The sequence below is a fragment of the Mycobacterium sp. Soil_C_30 genome (genome assembly GCF_057656995.1).
Genome location: NZ_JBDGJH010000001.1, coordinates 251360 through 269957, shown reverse-complemented (window position 1 = coordinate 269957; position 18598 = coordinate 251360). Strand labels below are relative to the sequence as shown.

Genomic DNA, 18598 nt, shown 5'->3' with positions numbered 1-18598 from the left:
ACCGCCGAGGGAGAGCGGCGACAGCTCAGGAGCAGCCCTGGCTGAGCGGCAGCCGTGGGAAGGTCCGAATCGGGCGGCCCTCACTCCATGAGGGCCGCCCGGTTTCGGGTGTGCGGCTGAACCCCATCAGCAAGCGAGTGTCACTGTATGGCGGGAAATCGCGTCAAAACCCGCCACACAGTGACACTCGATCACATCAGACGACCGCGCGCACCGACTCCTCGAAGCCGATGACGTGATCGCGGGCGATGTCGGCCGCGGCGTCCCCGTCACCACTGGCGATGGTCCGCAAGAGATTGGTGTGCTCACCCACGTGGCTGGCCACGGTGGGCAGGCGATCCAGGAACAGGCAGAAGATCCGGGTGGCCAGGTTGTCGTAGCGCACCAGGACGTCCTCGAGATGCGGATTGCCGGCGGCCCGGTAAATGGCGCGGTGCACGCTGAGGTCCCACCGCATCAGTTCGTGACGGTCGATGTGGGCGACATCGAGCGCACCGGTCTGATCAGCCAGCTCCAGCAGGTGCTTGCGGATCTCCGGGGACGCGGATTCGGCGGCGGTACGGGCGGCGACAGGCTCGAGGTTCACCCGGATCTGCGAAATGTGGCGCAGGTCAGCAACATCCACGCCGGTGGCAAAGGTGCCGCGGCGGGGGTAGGAGACAACCAGGCGATCGGCTTCGAGCCGCTTGAGGGCTTCGCGCACCGGAGTGCGTCCGAATTGCAGTTGGGTGGCCAACTCGCTTTCGACGATCGCCTCATTGGGCCGGATGTCGAGCATGATGAGCTTGTCTCGGATCGCGATGTAGGCGCGATCGGCGAAGGACATACCGTCGGAATCGGTGTCGAAGATCTCTATGCCCGGAACGCTCACGACCCAGATTCCTTCCACCGTGGACACGTGTCACGACGATGATATATCAGTATGCGCCCCGGAGCGCACAACACCTCGCAGGTTTGCCGGCGAGGCGCTCAGAGCAACGCCCGGATGGCCCTCTCGAATCCGGTCACGTGGCGCAGCGTCAACTCCGCGGCACGCTCGGCGTCACCGGCGATGATGGCCTCCAGCAGCGCGGTGTGCTCCCGGACGTGGCCGGCCACATCAGGCAACCGGTCCAGGAACAGACACCAGATGCGGGTGGCGTGGCCGTCGAGACTGATCAGGATCCGCTCCAGATGCGGGTTCCCCGAGGCCTCGTAGATCGCGCGGTGCACATGCACGTCGCGCCGCAGGACGTCGCGCGGGCTGTCGGCGTCGTCGATCGCGGCGATGATGTCGATGAGGTGCGCCAGCCGCGCCCGCGCGGCGGGGGTCGCCGACCGGGCGGCGCGCGCCGCGGCGGTGGGTTCGAGTTGTTTGCGGATTTCGGAGATGTCCGCCAGATCGGTCATGTCGACGGCCGCGGCGAACGTGCCGCGGCGCGGATAGGCGATGACCAGGCGTTCCCGCTCGAGCCGTTTGAGCGCCTCGCGCACCGGCGTCCGGCCGAGACCGAGTTCGTCGGCGATCTGCTCGTCGTTGATGGGTTCACCCGGGCGAATGTCGAGCAGCACCAAGCGTTCTCGGGTGACCTCGTACGCCCGGTCGGCGTTGCTCTCCGCGCCGGCCTCGGCACCGTTGATCAGATCCGTCACGGTCATCGTCGCCTGCCCCTTCCCGAACCACCCATTGACGTGGTCGCCGTGTGATCTTATCCTAATCGCACATTGATATATTAGTTCCGTCGATCTGGAATTTCAGGAAGGCATACATGACCCTCCACACCGCCGCTCTCGACCGCGGGGCCAACCCGATACTCGGGGAGTCACTGGCCGACCTCGATCCCGCGGTGCACAGTGCCATCGCCGCCGAACTGGCCCGCCAGGAGAACACGCTGGAGATGATCGCCAGCGAGAATTTCGCCCCGCTGGCGGTGATGCAGGCCCAGGGATCGGTCCTGACCAACAAGTACGCCGAGGGGTATCCGGGACGCCGCTACTACGGCGGCTGCGAGCACGTCGACGTCATCGAGCAACTCGCCATCGATCGGCTCACCAGCCTTTTCGGCGCCAAATATGCCAATGTGCAACCACATTCGGGGGCTCAAGCCAATGCGTCGGCGATGGCTGCGCTGTTGTCACCCGGCGACACCATCCTGGGCCTGGCGTTGCCGCACGGCGGACACCTGACCCACGGGATGAAACTCAACTTCTCCGGCAAGCTCTATGACGTCGCCGCCTACCACGTCACCGAGGACACCCACCTGGTCGACATGGCCGAGGTCGAACGCCTGGCCCACGAACGCAAGCCCAAACTGATCATGGCCGGCTGGTCGGCCTACCCGCGCCAGCTCGACTTCGCCGAATTCCGCCGCATCGCCGACGCGGTGGGCGCCTACCTGATGGTGGACATGGCCCACTTCGCCGGCCTGGTGGCCGCCGGGCTGCACCCGTCACCGGTCCCCCACGCTCACGTCGTCACCTCGACCACCCACAAGACCCTCGGCGGCCCGCGCGGCGGCATCATCTTGACCAACGACGAAGCCCTGGCCAAGAAGTTCAACTCCTCGGTGTTCCCCGGCCAGCAGGGCGGCCCGCTGGAGCACGTCATCGCCGCCAAGGCGGTGTCGTTCAAACTCGCCGCCGAGCCCGCCTTCAAGGAACGCCAGCAGCGCACCCTCGACGGCGCCCGGATCCTGGCCGAGCGGCTGCTGCAGGCCGACTCTCGCGCCGCCGGCATCAGCGTGGTTTCCGGGGGCACCGACGTGCACCTGGTCCTGGTTGATCTGCGCAACTCCGAACTCGACGGCAAACAGGCCGAGGACCGGCTGCACCAGGTGGGAATCACGGTCAACCGCAACGCCGTTCCGTTCGATCCACGCCCGCCGATGATCAGCTCCGGTGTGCGGATCGGCACCGCGGCGCTGGCCACCCGCGGCCTGGACCTCGAGGCGTTCGGTGAAGTGGCCGACGTCATCAGCCATGCGCTGCGACCCGAGGCCGACGACGCCGCGCTGAGCGCACTGCGCGACCGGGTGACCGAGCTGGCCCGCCGCTTCCCGCTGTACCCGAGCCTGAAGTCGGCCTCTTCGAAGGAGATGGCACTGTGAAGACACCACCCGGAGCACACCTTCCCGACCACCCCGACTTCTTGTGGCGCACCCCCGAGCCGAAGAAGTCCTATGACGTGGTGATCGTCGGCGGCGGCGGGCACGGCCTGGCCACGGCCCACTACCTGGCCAAGAACCACGGGATCACCAATGTCGCTGTACTGGAACGTGGTTGGCTGGCCGGCGGCAACATGGCGCGCAACACCACCTTGATCCGCTCGAACTACCTGTGGGACGAGAGCGCCCTGATCTACGAGCATGCCCTGAAATTGTGGGAAGGCCTCGAAGAGGACCTCGAGTATCCGATCCTCTTCAGCCAGCGCGGTGTGTTGAACCTCGCCCACAGCCTGCAGGACGTCCGCGACAGCGTGCGGCGGGTCGAGGCCAACAAGCTCAACGGTATCGACGCGCGGTGGGTGGACCCCGACGAGGTCAAGAAGCTGTGCCCGATCGTCAACGTCTCCAGCGACATTCGTTACCCGGTGCTGGGTGCGACGTATCAGCCGCGGGCCGGTATCGCCAAACACGACTACGTGGCGTGGGGTTTCGCCCGGCGCGCCGACGAAGCGGGTATCGACATCATCCAGAACTGCGAAGTCACCGGCTTCACCACCGACGGTGACCGGGTGACCGGTGTGCGCACCACCCGCGGCGACATCGCCGCCGGGCAGGTCGCCCTCTGCGCGGCCGGGCACACCTCCACCCTCACCGACATGCTGGGTATCCGCACACCCCTGCAGAGCCACCCGCTGCAAGCACTGGTCTCCGAACTGCTCGAGCCGGTGCACCCGACGGTCGTGATGTCGAATGCCGTGCACGTCTACGTCTCTCAGGCCCACAAGGGCGAGCTGGTGATGGGCGCCGGCGTCGACTCCTACAACGGGTACGGCCAGCGCGGGGCGTTCCACATCATCGAACGCCAGATGGCCGCAGCAGTGGAGCTGTTCCCGATCTTCGCCCGCGCGCACCTGCTGCGCACCTGGGCCGGGATCGTCGACGTCTGCCCCGACGCCTCACCGATCGTCGGGCGCACCCCGTACGAGAACCTGTACCTCAATGCGGGTTGGGGCACCGGCGGTTTCAAGGCCACCCCCGGGATCGGCTGGTGTCTGGCCGACACCATCGCCCACGACCGGCCACACGAGTTCATCGCCCCGTTCAGCCTCGACCGCTTTGTCACCGGCGCGCTGGTCGACGAACACGGTGCCGCCGGCGTCGCACACTAGGAGAATCAGATGCAACTCATCGAATGCCCGTGGTGCGGGCCGCGCGAGGAAACCGAATTCCATTATGGCGGCGAGGCACACGTCGCTTACCCCGAGGACCCGTATGCGCTGAACGACGAGGAATGGGCGCACTACGTGTTCTTCCGCAAGAACCCCAAGGGGCGCTTCGCCGAGCGGTGGAGTCACAGCGCGGGTTGCCGCCGCTGGTTCAACGCCGTCCGTGACACCGCCACCTACCGATTCGAGCGCGTCTACCGCCTCGACGAGCAGAAGCCGACGATCTGATGAACTTCCGCACCGCTGAGGGTGGCCGCATCGACCGCGACACCACCTACACCTTCACCTTCAACGACCGCGAACTGACCGGCCACGCCGGCGACACGCTGGCATCGGCGTTGTTGGCCAACGGAATCCACCAGGTCACCACGAGCATCAAGCTGGGACGGCCCCGCGGTTTCACCGCCGCCTGGGCCGAGGACACCGGCGGCCTGGTCCAGATGGAGCACCCGTTCCCGGAGCCGATGCTGCTCGCCACCACCGTCGAGCTGTTCGACGGGCTGGCCGCGCGGGGCATTCCGGGGCAGGGCCGCCTGGCCGCCATCGCCGACACCGCCCGCTACGACGCCACCCACGTGCACACCGACGTCCTGGTGGTGGGGTCGGGGCCGGCCGGACTCGCGGCGGCGCTGACCGCCGCCCGCTCCGGGGCCCGGGTGGTGCTGATCGACGAGCAGAGTGAACCGGGCGGTTCCCTGCTCGGCAGCACCGACACCATCGGCGGCCGGCCCGCGCTCGACTGGGTAGCCGACGTGGTGGCCGAACTGCAGGGCCACCGTGATGTGCTGCACCTGCAGCGCACCACCGCGTTCGGACATTACGACGACGGCTTCGTGCTGGCTTTGGAGCGCCGCACCGACCATCTGGGCGTCGACGCACCCGCGGCGGTCAGCAGGCAGCGGGTCTGGCGGATCCGCGCCGGACACGTCGTGGTCGCCACCGGCGCCCACGAACGGCCGGTGGTGTTCACCGACAACGACCGGCCCGGCATCATGCTCGCGGGCGCTGCCCGCACCTTCCTGCACCGCTACGGCGTCAAGGTCGGCGAGCAGGCCGTGGTGTTCACCACCAACGACTCGGCGTACACAGCAGCGTTCGAGCTGCACGACGCCGGCATCACGGTCAACGCGATTGTCGATGCCCGAGAAGAGGTTTCGACGGACCTGCTGGCCGATGCGGCGATCCGCGACATCGCCATCTACGCCGGCGCCACCGTCAGCGGCACGCTCGGCGAGCACCGCATCACCCATGCCGTGGTTGCAGGCAAGAGCGTGGCCTGCGATGTGCTGCTGGTCAGCGGCGGCTGGAATCCCGCGGTTCACCTGTTCAGCCAGGCCCGCGGAAAGCTGCGCTACGACGACGCGCTGGGTGCGTTCGTGCCCGGCGAACCGCTCGAGGGTGTGAGCGTGGCCGGGTCCGCGGCCGGGGTGTTCGACCTTCCGGGATGTGTGCGCAACGGACGGGAGGCCGTCGCGGCCGTGCTCGGTATCGTTCCCAATCAGCTTGTCGCGGAATCTGATCCGGTGCGTATCCCGGCGCCGGGCGTCGTGCTGTGGCAGGTGCCCGATGCGGGCGGCACCGAACGCCAGTTCGTCGACCTGCAGCGCGACGCCACCGTGGCCGACCTGGCGCGTGCAGTGGGCGCGGGGATGCGTTCGATGGAGCACATCAAGCGCTACACCACCATCGGCACCGCACACGACCAGGGCAAGACCTCGGGCGTGGTGGCTTCGGGTATCACCTCCGAGTTGCTCGGTGTGCCGATGGACAGCCTCGGCGTGACCACCTTCCGACCGCCCTACACGCCGGTGGCGTTCGCCGCGCTGGCAGGCCGCGATCGCGGCCGGATGTTCGACCCCGAGCGGGTGACCGCCGTGCATGACTGGCACGTGACCCGCGGCGCGGTGTTCGAGGACGTGGGCCAGTGGAAGCGGCCCCGTTACTATCCGCTGCCCGGCGAGAGCATGGATGACGCGGTACTGCGCGAATGTGCCGCAGTACGAACCGGTGTCGGCATTCTCGACGGCTCGACCCTGGGCAAGATCGACGTGCAGGGTCCCGACGCCGGGACCTTCCTGGATCTGCTCTACACGAACATGATGAGCACCCTGAAGGTCGGCATGGTGCGCTACGGCGTCATGTGCGGAGTGGACGGCATGGTGATCGACGACGGCACGGTGATGCGCCTGGCCGACAACCGCTACCAGGTCTTCACCACCACCGGTGGCGCCGCCCACATCCTGGACTGGATGGAGGAATGGCTGCAGACCGAGTGGCCCCATCTTCGGGTGAGGTTGACCTCGGTGACCGAACAGTGGCACACCTTCCCGGTGGTGGGCCCCAAGTCCCGTGACGTGATCGGTGCGGTGTTCGGTGATCTCGATGTCAGCAATGACGCGTTCCCGTTCATGGCCTGGCGGGACACCGCACTGGACGGGGTGCACGTGCGCATCGGCCGGGTCAGCTTCTCCGGCGAGCTGGCGTACGAAGTCAACGTCATGGGGTGGTACGCCACCGCGGTGTGGGAACGGCTCATCGAGGCCGGCCAGCGGCACGGCATCACCCCGTACGGCACCGAGACCATGCACGTGTTGCGCGCCGAGAAGGGCTATCCGATCATCGGGCAGGACACCGACGGCACCGTCACACCCCAGGACCTGGGCATGAGCTGGGCGGTGTCGAAGAAGAAACCCGACTTCGTGGGCAAGCGCTCGTTCACCCGCAGCGAGAACCTGAATCCGCTGCGCAAGCAGTTCGTCGGACTTCTGCCCACCGACGCCGACACCGTGCTGCCCGAGGGCGCGCAGATCGTGGAGTTCGTCGCCGACGGCGTGCTCCCGCCGCCACCGGTGCCGATGCTGGGGCACGTGACGTCGAGCTACCGCAGTGCCGAATTGGGCCGACCGTTCGCGTTGGCACTGGTCAAGGGGGGTCACGCCCGTATCGGCGACACCCTGCACGTCCCCGTGGACGGCACCTTGGTGCCGGTGGAAGTCACCGGCACCGTCCTCGTCGATCCCGAAGGAGCACGCCGAGATGGCTGAAACCCTGAACCCGCCCCGTCCGTTGGTACGCCGAAGCCCGTTGCAGGGCTACGAATCCCGATTCGCGACGCTGCCGGCCTCGGCGCGCGTCACCGAAGAACCCTACGTGGCCATGGTCGATCTGTGGCTCGACCCGGCCGGCGACGCCGCCACGGCGGCGGCCGACGTCCTCGGGTTGCCCGCCCTGCCACAGGCGCCGTCCACGGTGACGACCGCGGGTGACACCAGCGCCATCTGGTTCGGGCCCGAGGAATGGCTGGTGTGCTCCACCGAGTGTTCCGGCGAGGTGCTCGAAGCCGCACTGCAGCAGTCGATTTCCGAGCACGGCGGCGCCGCGGTGGATGTCTCCGCCCAGCGCACCACCCTGCGGCTGCAGGGCGCCGATGCCCGCAACGTCCTCGCCAAGGGGTGCTCACTGGACCTGCATTCCTCGGTGTTCCGGACCGGTATGGCCGCGCAGACGATGCTCGGACTGGCCGCGGTGGTCTTGATCCCGTTGAACGACAACGGGACCGACTACCAGATCCTCGCCAGATCGTCGTTCGCCCGGTACGTCGCCGAATGGCTGACCGACGCGGCTGAAGAGTTCGGCGTGTCCTGGCCCCGATGACGGCGCTCGCCTACTCCCCCGGTGTGCGCGACCGGCTGGTCGCCCGACTGGCCGGTCGCGCACCGTTGGTGTGCGGCATCGTCAACGTGACACCGGATTCGTTCTCCGACGGCGGCCGCGACGCGGTGGCCGCTGTCGCGCACGGTATGCAGCTCGTCGCCGAGGGCGCCGATCTGCTGGATGTGGGCGGGGAGTCCACCCGGCCCGGCGCGTCGCCGCCATCGGTGGCCGAGGAGCTGCGGCGGGTGATCCCGGTGGTGGCGGCCCTGGCACGGGTGGCTTCGGTACCCGTCTCGGTGGACACCTCGCGGCCCGAGGTGATGCGTGCGGCCGTCGCCGCCGGTGCGGTGATGATCAACGACGTTCGGGCATTGCAGATCCCTGGTGCGCTGGAAACCGCGGCAGCGCTGCAGGTTCCGGTGTGCCTGATGCACATGCAGGGTGAGCCGGCCACCATGCAGGACGCACCGGCCTACGGCGATGTGGTGGCCGAGGTACGCGGATTCCTGCTCGACCGCGTCGCGGCCTGTTGCGTGGCCGGCATCCCCCGGGACCACCTGGTGGTCGATCCCGGTTTCGGTTTCGGCAAGACGTTGAAGCACAACCTGGCGCTGCTGGATGGCCTGGCTGACACGGCGCCCATGGGATTGCCGATCATGGCCGGGCTGTCCCGCAAAGGCATGTTGGGTGCCCTCACCGGCCGTGGCGTGGCCGACCGGTGTGCGGCCTCGGTGGCGGCGGCACTGCTGGCCGCCCAGCGCGGCGCGACGATCCTGCGGGTGCACGATGTGGCGGCCACCGTGGATGCGGTGGCGGTACTCCGGGCGGTCAGCCCAGCCCGGTGATCCGGTCCGGCCTGCTGTAGACGTTCATGCTGGCGCCCCGGAGAAAGCCGACGAGCGTCAGACCACTGTCCTGGGCGAGGTCGACGGCCAGCGAGGACGGCGCCGACACGGCCGCCAGCACCGGGACGCCCGCCATCACGGCCTTCTGCACCAGCTCGAACGAGGCGCGCCCGCTGACCATCAGGACCGTGCCGGACAACGGGATTCGCTGCTGTTCGACAGCCCAGCCGACCACCTTGTCCACCGCGTTGTGCCGGCCGACGTCCTCACGCACGGTCAGCAGTGCACCGTCCGCGGTGAACAACCCGGCGGCGTGCAGGCCTCCGGTGCTGTCGAAGACTTTCTGCGCCGCGCGCAAGGTGTCGGGCAAACTCGTCAGCACCTGCGTGCGGACGCCGACGGTGTCGTCGGCGGGGCTGTGCCGCGTGCGCTGGGCAATGGCATCGAGTGAGGCCTTGCCGCACACGCCGCACGAGGAAGTGGTGTAGAAGTTGCGTTCGACACCGGTCTCGGGCAGTGCCACCCCTGCGGCGAGATCGATGTCGAGGACGTTGTAGGTGTTGGCGCCGTCCGCGCCGCGGCTGTTGCAGTAACGCACGGCGGCGATGTCCGAACGGTCGGCGATGAACCCCTCGGTGAGCAGAAACCCCTGTGCCAGTTCGATATCCGATCCTGGCGTGCGCATGGTCACCGCCAGGGGCCGGCCGGCCACCCTGATCTCCAGCGGTTCCTCGACGGCCAGCGTGTCGGGGCGATGGACGCTGCGCTCGGCGGTGATCCGGGTGACGCGGGTGCGGGCGGTGACCCGTCCCATCAGCGCCCTCGCTTCATCGGCGGCGCTCGAGACGGATCGTGATGGCTTTGGACACCGGCGTGTTCGACCTGCGCGCGGTATGGTCCAGGGGAATCAGCGGATTGGTTTCCGGGTAGTAGGCTGCGGCGTTGCCACGCGGGGTCGGGTAGGCCACCAACCGGAAGTCCTCGGCGCGCCGCTCCTCGACGGCGCCACCGTCGAGCGGCCATTCCGACACCAGGTCCACCCGCTCGCCGTCGACGAAGCCACCGGCGGCGATGTCGTCGGGATGGCACAACACCACTCGGCGCGCGCCGTTGACCCCGCGGTAGCGGTCGTCGAGCCCATAGATGGTGGTGTTGTACTGATCGTGGCTGCGCATGGTCTGCAGGATCAGTCTGCCTTCGGGTATCGGCAACCAGTGCAGTTGGTTGACCACAAAATTCGCCCTACCCGTCGACGTCGTGAACGCCCGCTCATCGCGCGGTGGGTGCGGCAGCACAAAGCCGTCGGGTTCGCGCACGCGCCGATTGAAGTCGGTGAATCCCGGCACCACCCGTGCGATGGAGTCCCTGATCCGGTCGTAATCGGATGCGAACTCCGACCACGGCACCGAATGAGCCGCACCGAACAACTTCCCGGCGAGCCCGCACACGATGGCGACCTCACTGCGCACCTGCGGACTCGGCGGCGTGAGCCCACCGCGGGACAGGTGCACCACCGACATCGAATCCTCGACGGTGACAACCTGTTTGCGGCCGTCGATCACGTCTTTGTCGGTGCGGCCCAGGGACGGCAGGATCAGCGCGGTGCGCCCAGTCACCAGATGCGAGCGGTTCAGCTTCGTCGACACCTGCACGGTCAAGGAGCAGTTGCGCAGCGCGGCCTCGGTGACCTCCGTGTCAGGGGTGGCCGAGACGAAGTTGCCGCCCATCGCCATGAACACCGAGACCCGCCCGTCACGCATGGCCCGGATGGCGTCAACGGCGTCATAGCCGTGCCGGCGCGGGCTGGTGATGCCGAACTCGGTGTCCAGAGCCGCCAGGAACGGCTCCGGCATCTTCTCCCAGATACCCATCGTCCGGTCACCCTGGACGTTGGAGTGCCCACGCACCGGGCACACCCCCGCGCCGGGCTTGCCGATCATGCCCTGCAGCAGAAGAAGATTCGTGGCGTCCTGAATGGTCGCCACCCCATGGGTCTGCTGGGTCAGACCCATGGCCCAGCAGATGATGGTCTTCTTCGAGTCCACCAGCGCCTGGGCGGTGGTGTCGAGTTCGGCTCGGGTCAGGCCGGTGGCCGCCAGCACGGTGTCCAGATCGACGGCACGGATGTGCGCGGCGTAAGCGTCGAATCCCGCGCAGTGCCGGTCGATGAAGTCGTGGTCGAGCACACTGCCCGGGCGGCGGTCCTCGGCGTCGAACAGCAGTTTCGCCAGACCCTGGAACAACGCCTGATCGCCGCCGGAACGGATCTGCAGGAAGTCGTCGGCGATGCCCACCCCATCGCCGATCACGCCGTGGACCTTCTGCGGGTCCTTGAATCGCAGCAGGCCCGCCTCCGGCAGCGGGTTGATGGCGATCACCCTGGCCCCGTTGGCTTTCGCCTTCTCCAGAACCGACAGCATCCGCGGATGATTGGTGCCCGGGTTCTGCCCGGCGATGAGGATCAGGTCGGCGTCCTCGAGATCGGTCACCGACACCGAGCCCTTGCCGATGCCGATGCTCTCCACCAGCGCGGTGCCGGAGGACTCGTGGCACATGTTCGAGCAATCCGGCATGTTGTTGGTGCCGAAGCTCCGAATCAGCAGCTGGTAGAGGAATGCGGCTTCGTTGGAGGTGCGCCCCGATGTGTAGAAGGCCGCGGCATCCGGGGTGCCGAGTGCGCGCAACTCCTCGGCGATCAGCGCGAAGGCCTGATCCCACTCGATGGGTTGATAGTGGGTGGCACCCGGGCGCAGCACCATGGGATGGGTGAGCCTGCCCTGTTGGCCCAGCCAATACTCGGTGTGTTCCAGCAGGTCGGCCACCGAGTGACGTGCGAAGAACTCCGGTGTCACGCGCCGGGTGGTGGCTTCCTCGGCCACCGCCTTGGCGCCGTTCTCGCAGAACTCGGCGTGCTTGCGGTGGCCCGGTGTCTCCGGCCAGGCACATCCCGGGCAGTCGAAGCCGTTCCGCTGGTTGAGTTTGGCCAAGGTGCGGGCGGTGCGCACCACTCCCATCTGCTCGACACCGCGCCGCAGCGACACCATGACGGCGGGAACGCCTGCGGCGTAACTCTTCTCATGGGTGATCTGGGCGTCACCTTCGTCGAAGAGGTACCTGCTGTCATTGTCGATGCTGGGCACGCGTGCATCCTCTGCAGATGGATCGGAAACCCTGACCGTACGGGCCCGCCGAATAGCCGGCAACGGTTTGGTCATGACGTTTCCAGATGCTTCGATAGTTGATATCTATCAAGGAGCGACGCCATGGCCGCCGACGTTCAGATCGTGCAGTTGGAGTACCTCGTGGCGCTGGCCCGCGAACGGCACTTCGGCCGCGCCGCTGCCGCCTGCCACATCAGCCAGCCCACCCTGTCGGTGGCCATCCGCCGTCTCGAACGTGAGCTCGGTGTTCCGATTGTGCTGCGCGGACACCGGTTCGAGGGTTTCACCGCCGAAGGTGCGCGGGTTCTCACCTGGGCTCATCGGATCATCGCCGAGCGCGACGAACTGCTGGCCGACGTCGAACGCATGCGCGGACGGCTGACCATGACAGCGCGGATCGCCGCGATTCCGACCTCGGTTCCCGCGATTCCGCTGCTGTCCACGCGTCTGCTGCAGGTGCACCCGACGGCGACGGTGCGCGTGGAGGCGTTGTCCTCGCGGGAGATCGCGCGGCGGCTGGCGGACTTCGAGATCGATGCCGGGCTGACCTACCTCGACACCGAGACACCACCGGGCTGCCGGCAGACCGTGCTGTATCAGGAGAGCTACGTCGTCCTGGCCCCCGAGGACAACCCCGTCATGGCGCAGCCGAGCCTCACCTGGGCGCAGGCGGCCACGCTCCCCCTGTGTGCGTTGACCTCCGAGATGCGTAACCGCAGGATCATCGACGCACACATGGCCGCTGCGGCGGTGCGGTTCACCCCGGTGGTGGAAGCCGACACAGTGGGCGCCATCTACGCACACCTGAGCAGCGCGCAGCTGGCGACCATCGCATCGCACGCGTGGCTCTACGCATTCGGCGTGCCGGCGGGCATGGCGGTGCGTCCCATCAGCGAGCACCGCACCGGGCCCACCGTCGGGGTCATCACGCTGGCGCGAGAACCCGAGTCGCCAGTGGCGGACGCGGTGCACGCCGCGGCCGCAGACTCCGGTATGTCGGCGGCCCTCGATGCGGTGCTGCACCGCCTGTTGGGAACCGGCTAATGGGTTGTGCTCGCAGCGCCTTGTCAGTGGCTTCTGCCTCTGGGCCCCTTCCTCGGCGCCGCTCGTTCCTCGCAGCGCCTCGTCAGTGGCCGCGGGCGACCCAGTCGTCGTAGTTCACGATCTCGTCCCCGATCGTGGTGGAGTCACCGTGGCCGGTGTACACCACCGTATCGGCCGGCAAGGTGCCCAGCCGGTTCTTGATGGACTCCAGGATGGTGGGGAAATCGGAGAACGATCGCCCGGTGGCCCCCGGACCACCCTGGAACAGGGTGTCCCCGGAGAACACCGCTTTCAACTCGGGAGCGAACCAGCACACCGAGCCCGGTGAATGTCCCGGGGTGTGCAGACCAACCAGCTCCAGGTTGCCCGCCTTCAGCGAGGCACCGTCTTCGATGGCACGAAAATCGTTGCCTGCGTGGGTCATCTGCCACAACACCGCGTCGGCCGGGTGCAGGAGCACCGGGGCGTCGAGCGCGGCACCGAGTTCCGGCGCGACGGTGATGTGGTCGTTGTGGCCGTGGGTGCACACCACCGCGACCACATTGCGACCACCCACGGCGTCGATGATCGGTTGCGCGGTGTGGGCGGCATCGAAGACGACGACATCGGAGTCGTCGCCGACGATCCAGATGTTGTTGTCGACGTCCCAGGACCCGCCGTCGAGTTCGAACGTCCCAGAGGTCACCACGCGCTGGATCTGTGATGTCACAGGACGACCACCGAGCGCAACACCTTGCCCTCGTGCATGGTGTGGAAGGCGTCTTCGATCTCGTCGAGTTTGATCCGCTCCGACACGAACCGCTCGAGCGGCAACCGCCCCTGCCGGTACAGGTCCACCAGCGTCGGGAAGTCGCGTTCGGGCAGGCAATCCCCGTACCACGACGACTTCAACGACCCGCCGCGGGCGAAGAAGTCGACCAGCGGCATCTCGAGTTTCATATCGGGGGTCGGCACGCCCACCAGCACCACGGTGCCGGCCAGATCACGCGCATAAAAAGCCTGACGCCAGGTTTCCGGCCGGCCCACCGCGTCGATCACGACGTCGGCGCCGAACCCGCCGGTGAGTTCCTGGACGGCGGCCACCGTGTCGGCTTCGGCCGCGTTCACGGTGTGGGTGGCACCGAGTTCGGTGGCCCACTGCAACTTTCGCGGGTCACGGTCGATCGCGATGATGGTGCCCGCCCCCGCCAGCCGCGCTCCCATGATGGCCGCGTCACCCACACCACCGCAGCCGATCACCGCCACCGAGTCTCCGCGCGACACGTTGCCGGTGTTGACGGCGGCACCGAGACCGGCCATCACACCACACCCGAGCAGCCCGACCACGGCCGGATCGGCGTCTGGGTCGACCTTGGTGCACTGCCCCTCGTGGACAAGGGTTTTCTCGGCGAACGCGCCGATACCCAGCGCCGGGGTCAGCTCGGTGCCGTCCTCCAGCGTCATCTTCTGCCCGGCATTGTGGGTGTCGAAGCAGTATTGCGGACGTCCGCGTTTGCATGCCCGGCACCGCCCGCACACCGCCCGCCAGTTGAGGATCACGAAATCGCCCACGGCGACCGAGCCGACGCCGGCGCCGACTTCCTCGACGATGCCCGCGGCCTCGTGTCCGAGCAGGAAGGGGTACTCGTCGTTGATGCCGCCGTCCCGGTAGGTCAGGTCGGTGTGGCACACCCCGCAAGCCTGGATGCGCACCACCACGTCACCCGGCCCGGGATCTGGAATCGTGATCGTCGTGACCTCGACGGGGGCACCCTTCGAGCGGGCGATGACACCGCGAACCTGTTGTGGCATGGAAATCTCCTTGGCTTGTGGACGATTCAGCGTGCGGTCGGCAACAGGACACAATTGTGCTATATCAGTTTGAGCGTGTCTAGTATATCAATTGTCGACTGAAACCCCGGCTCGCACACCCACCGGCGCAGGCGCGGCGAGCGTGTTTCGCCAGGACGCGGCCTTGAGCAGGATCTCCGCATACTCCTCAGCCGGGTCCGACAACGCGGTGATGGCGCCTCCGATGCCGATCTCGATGCTGCCGCCTGCGGCGACGACCGTGCGGATCACCACGGACAGATCGATGGCGCCCGAGAGCGAAAGATAGCCCAGCGCACCGGAATACACTCCGCGGGCCCGGCCTTCCAGGCGATCCAGGATGTCCATGGTGCGGACCTTGGGTGCACCCGTCATCGACCCGGCGGGAAACAGCGCCCGGACGGCGTCCACGGATGGACATCCTCGCGCAGCGTGCCACGCACGGTGGAGACCAGCTGATGAACGAACGGGTAGGACTCCACACCGAAAAGCGAGGGCACATGTACCGACTCCGGCACACACACCCGAGTCAGGTCATTGCGCACCAGGTCCACGATCATCAGGTTCTCCGCACGGTCTTTCTCGCTGCCGTGCAATGTGTTCCGCAACAGCAAGTCGGCCTCCGGCGTTGACCCTCGGGGCCTGGTGCCCTTGATCGGCTTGGACTCCGCCACCCGGTTGTCCCCTACCCGCAGGAACCGCTCCGGAGAGGCGCTGACCACCGACAGTCCCGCGAACTGCAACAGCGCGGCGTACGGCGCCGGATTGGTCACGCACGCTCGCTCGAACGTCGCGACGGCGTCGATGTCACGGTCGATCCGCGCTGTGGTGGTCAGACACACCTCGTAGGTCTGCCCCTGCCCGATGAGGTCGAGGCACTCTTCGACCCGGGCCCGATGCACGCCGGCGTCGACCGAGATGTCCAGCGGTGCGCTGCTGACAGCCGGAGCGGCGGTGGACACGTCGTCGGCGGCGACGGAACGCAGGACCGCGGCCGTCTGGTCCAGCCACCAGTGAGGTGGCGTGTCGCCGGCGAGGCGCAACGCGAGGAGATAACTGCAGCCTCGGTCATGATCGATCACCACAGCCCGGTCGGCGAAAACAAGCGCACCGTCGGGATGCGGCGAGCGGTGCCTGCGGCCACCGCCCGACTCCGCTTTGAGTTCGTAGCCCAGGTAACCGACATAACCGAGCCGGAAGGGGCACGGCAGCGCCGCATCCGGCGGTATCGCCCGACTCGTCAGCTGCACTTCGAGATAGTCGAAAAGCGATGTGACGGACTGTGTTTGGTGTCCACGCGCCGAGTCGACGTGCACCTGCCGCGCGTCGACGTCATAGGTCAGGTATTCCGCCAGGGGTCCCGTCGCGTCTCCCATGATGGTGAACCGCTCGCCCGGCTCGGCCGCACGGCCGTCGAGCCAGAACGCGCCGGGACGCCCGGCGAACAGGCGCCGGTAGAGCGAGGGCGCATCAGGAAGGTGCGGTATGCGGCGATGATCCACGGCGTAGCCGGCCTGCCGTCGGCCCGACACAGGATTGGTCTGCCTCGGTACGGCAACACCTTTGGGCCGACGGACAGGGTCACCGAGAGCACGGAAGTTGCGCATGATCGCCGCGCCGTGGTCGGAGGCTATCGATTCGGGGTGGAACTGCACTCCCCACAGCGGGCGGCGCCGATGACGCACCGCCATCACCAGCCCCTCGTCGGTGCGCGCCAGGACCTCCAGTTCCTCCGGCAGATCGACGGCGATCAGTGAGTGGTAGCGCACCACCGACATCGGCGACGGCAGCCCTTCGAACAGATCGCGGCCGGTGTGCCGAATCCGCGACACCCGCCCATGCACCGGTTGCGGGGCGCGCACCACCCGCGCCCCGAACTCCGCACACAGACCCTGATGCCCGAGGCAGACACCGAGAACCGGCAGACCGGAGGCGGCGATCGCCCGCGCGGAGATACCGAAATCGGCGGGCACGGTGGGATCGCCGGGCCCCGGTGAGATGACGATGTTGTCGACGGCGCCGAGATCCAGGCTGCCCCAAGCCGCGTCGTTGGTCACCACGACCGGCGGCCTGCCGTTCACCTCGGTCAGCAGCGCGGCCAGGTTGTAGGTGAAGGAGTCGTAATTGTCGATCAGCAGCGTCTGCACCATGTCGACGACCGCCCTCTCACTCGGGTCGGGCTTAATATACCAATCTTTTGTTGACTGATATATTACGATGGGTTCATGACTGCAGTTCTCGCGGGCATCTTCCCGGCCACGATCGACCTCGATGCCGCGACGCACTATCTCTACGGCCTGCCCCGCGGTTCCAAGCAGGTGGGCCTCGCGCGCGCCGTCGAACTGTTCGGCCTCCTCGGGTCACCGCAGAATGCCGTCCGCACCGTTCACATCGCGGGTACCGCGGGAAAGGGATCGGTCAGCGCATTCGTCGCCGCGATCCTCGATGCTCACGGTTTCCGGGTGGGCACCCATCTCTCCCCGCACGTGCGATCGATCCTCGAACGGGTCCAGATCGGTGGGCGACCGGTTCCGGTGGAGTTCTTCGTCGATGCCGTCAACAGATTGCGCCCCGTTGTCGAGCGGCTGCAGGCAAGTCCGCTCGGCACACCGACCTTCTTCGAAGCGCTCAATGCGGTGGCCTTCACGACGTTCGCCACGAGTGGGCTGGACTACGCCGTGATCGAGACCGGAATCGGAGGCCGGTGGGACGCCACGAACGCCATCACCAGGCCGGACAAGCTGGCTGTGATAGGCCGGATCGGCTTGGACCACACGCACCTGCTGGGAGAAACCGTCGCCGAAATCGCCGGCCACAAGGCAGGAATTCTGACCACGGACGGGCACGGCATCGTGTTGCGTCACCACCAGGCCAGCGTCCGGAACACCATGTCCGCGACGGCACGGACCCGTCGGTGCATCGTAGACACCGTCGACCCGCGCGAAATCTGTTGCACAGCAGACCTTTCCGGCACGGTGCTGCACACCGGCGATCAGGATTTCCGGCTCGGGCTGCAGGGCCGCCATCAAGGAGTCAACGCCGTCCTGGCCATCCGGGCGGCACGGCACCTCGCGCTACGCGATGGATGGGCCCTCGACGGCGCGGCGGTGCGGACCGGTCTGGCGTACGCGCGGCTGCCCGGCAGATTCGAGCGTCACCGCGTTGCTGGACGCGACGTGATACTCGACGGGGCACACAACAATGTCAAACTCGTCGCGCTCACCGACACGGTGCGCGCCATGTACCCCCGCGCCCGCGCCACCTGGGTGCTCGCCGCCAGAGCCGACAAAGACCTGCAGTCCATGCTGGCCACCATCGCCCCGCTCGCGGGCCGGGTGATCGCCACCCGGCTTCCCGATGACGGCGCCGGGCCGGCGGCGCCGTCCGTGCCGGCCCAACACGTCTTCGAAGCTGCCCGCGCCCGCGGCATCTCTGCGGTGGCCGTCGACGACCCCGCGGCGGCCGTGCAGTATGCGCTGACCACCGCAGACTCCGGACCGATCGTGGTCACGGGGTCGTTTCTCCACCTTGCCGCGGCCGACGCGGCGCTGCGGGATGCGCGGACCCCGTGCCCGTGACCGTCGGCGTCGGGCGGCTCGGCTGCCTGCTGCCGGTGGCCGTCGACGGGTGCGCCGGAATCAGAGCACACCACAAGCTGCGCGACGCGCCGTCGATCCGCCCTCCTGACACCCCAACGTCACCGCCTTCGGGCTGCG

14 protein-coding genes and 1 pseudogene are annotated in these 18598 nt (G+C 67.6%); 8 read left to right on the top strand and 7 right to left on the bottom strand.

Annotation, left to right across the window (positions count from 1 at the left end):
- Positions 1-196: 196 nt before the first annotated feature.
- Positions 197-871 (bottom strand): GntR family transcriptional regulator, encoded by a 675-nt coding sequence (locus AC3A6P_RS01185; RefSeq protein WP_487687322.1) that lies wholly within the window; start codon positions 869-871, stop codon positions 197-199.
- Positions 872-969: 98 nt separating this feature from the next.
- Positions 970-1638 (bottom strand): GntR family transcriptional regulator, encoded by a 669-nt coding sequence (locus tag AC3A6P_RS01180; RefSeq protein WP_487687320.1) that lies wholly within the window; start codon positions 1636-1638, stop codon positions 970-972.
- A gap of 110 nt (positions 1639-1748) precedes the next feature.
- On the opposite strand from AC3A6P_RS01180, the gene glyA reads away from it, so the two are divergent.
- The 6 genes from glyA to folP are packed head-to-tail and all read left to right on the top strand — an operon-like array spanning position 1749 to position 8868.
- Positions 1749-3086 (top strand): serine hydroxymethyltransferase, encoded by a 1338-nt coding sequence (glyA, locus tag AC3A6P_RS01175; RefSeq protein WP_487687317.1) that lies wholly within the window; start codon positions 1749-1751, stop codon positions 3084-3086.
- Positions 3083-4312: a sarcosine oxidase subunit beta family protein gene (locus AC3A6P_RS01170; protein ID WP_487687314.1), complete on the top strand. Its 1230-nt coding sequence runs from the start codon at positions 3083-3085 to the stop codon at positions 4310-4312. The genes glyA and AC3A6P_RS01170 overlap by 4 nt, the downstream gene beginning before the upstream one ends.
- A 9-nt stretch (positions 4313-4321) precedes the next feature.
- Complete coding sequence (locus AC3A6P_RS01165) at positions 4322-4597, top strand: sarcosine oxidase subunit delta (RefSeq protein ID WP_487687310.1); 276 nt, start codon at positions 4322-4324, stop codon at positions 4595-4597.
- Positions 4597-7413, top strand: a complete 2817-nt coding sequence (locus tag AC3A6P_RS01160) for a glycine cleavage T C-terminal barrel domain-containing protein (protein ID WP_487687307.1) — start codon at positions 4597-4599, stop codon at positions 7411-7413. Before AC3A6P_RS01165 ends, AC3A6P_RS01160 begins: the two co-directional genes overlap by 1 nt.
- Positions 7406-8023, top strand: coding sequence for a sarcosine oxidase subunit gamma (locus tag AC3A6P_RS01155; RefSeq protein ID WP_487687304.1), 618 nt, complete (start codon positions 7406-7408; stop codon positions 8021-8023). The genes AC3A6P_RS01160 and AC3A6P_RS01155 overlap by 8 nt, the downstream gene beginning before the upstream one ends.
- Positions 8011-8868: a dihydropteroate synthase gene (gene folP, locus AC3A6P_RS01150; protein WP_487688108.1), complete on the top strand. Its 858-nt coding sequence runs from the start codon at positions 8011-8013 to the stop codon at positions 8866-8868. The genes AC3A6P_RS01155 and folP overlap by 13 nt, the downstream gene beginning before the upstream one ends.
- Here the strand turns inward: folP and fdhD are convergent.
- Positions 8852-9682 (bottom strand): formate dehydrogenase accessory sulfurtransferase FdhD, encoded by an 831-nt coding sequence (gene fdhD, locus AC3A6P_RS01145; protein WP_487687300.1) that lies wholly within the window; start codon positions 9680-9682, stop codon positions 8852-8854. The two genes, folP and fdhD, sit on opposite strands and share 17 nt — an antisense overlap.
- A gap of 13 nt (positions 9683-9695) precedes the next feature.
- The gene (locus tag AC3A6P_RS01140) at positions 9696-11999 is read right to left on the bottom strand and encodes an FdhF/YdeP family oxidoreductase (protein ID WP_487688106.1); all 2304 of its coding nucleotides are present in this window, start codon (positions 11997-11999) and stop codon (positions 9696-9698) included.
- Positions 12000-12131: 132 nt separating this feature from the next.
- Between AC3A6P_RS01140 and AC3A6P_RS01135 the strand changes: the two genes are divergently transcribed.
- The gene (locus tag AC3A6P_RS01135) at positions 12132-13073 is read left to right on the top strand and encodes a LysR family transcriptional regulator (RefSeq protein ID WP_487687298.1); all 942 of its coding nucleotides are present in this window, start codon (positions 12132-12134) and stop codon (positions 13071-13073) included.
- An 82-nt stretch (positions 13074-13155) separates the two neighbouring features.
- Here the strand turns inward: AC3A6P_RS01135 and AC3A6P_RS01130 are convergent, their stop codons facing one another.
- The 3 genes and pseudogenes from AC3A6P_RS01130 to pabB all read right to left on the bottom strand — a co-directional run bounded on the left by AC3A6P_RS01130 (position 13156) and on the right by pabB (position 17032).
- The gene (locus tag AC3A6P_RS01130; protein ID WP_487687296.1) at positions 13156-13782 is read right to left on the bottom strand and encodes an MBL fold metallo-hydrolase; all 627 of its coding nucleotides are present in this window, start codon (positions 13780-13782) and stop codon (positions 13156-13158) included.
- Positions 13779-14864 carry an S-(hydroxymethyl)mycothiol dehydrogenase gene (locus AC3A6P_RS01125; RefSeq protein WP_487687294.1) on the bottom strand — a complete coding sequence of 362 codons (1086 nt, stop codon included), beginning with the start codon at positions 14862-14864 and terminating at the stop codon, positions 13779-13781. Before AC3A6P_RS01125 ends, AC3A6P_RS01130 begins: the two co-directional genes overlap by 4 nt.
- 87 nt (positions 14865-14951) lie before the next feature.
- Positions 14952-17032, bottom strand: a pseudogene (pabB, locus tag AC3A6P_RS01120) (aminodeoxychorismate synthase component I).
- Positions 17033-17107: 75 nt separating this feature from the next.
- Here pabB and AC3A6P_RS01115 point away from each other — a divergent pair.
- Positions 17108-18460 carry a bifunctional folylpolyglutamate synthase/dihydrofolate synthase gene (locus AC3A6P_RS01115; protein ID WP_487687291.1) on the top strand — a complete coding sequence of 451 codons (1353 nt, stop codon included), beginning with the start codon at positions 17108-17110 and terminating at the stop codon, positions 18458-18460.
- The last annotated feature ends 138 nt before the right edge of the window (positions 18461-18598 follow it).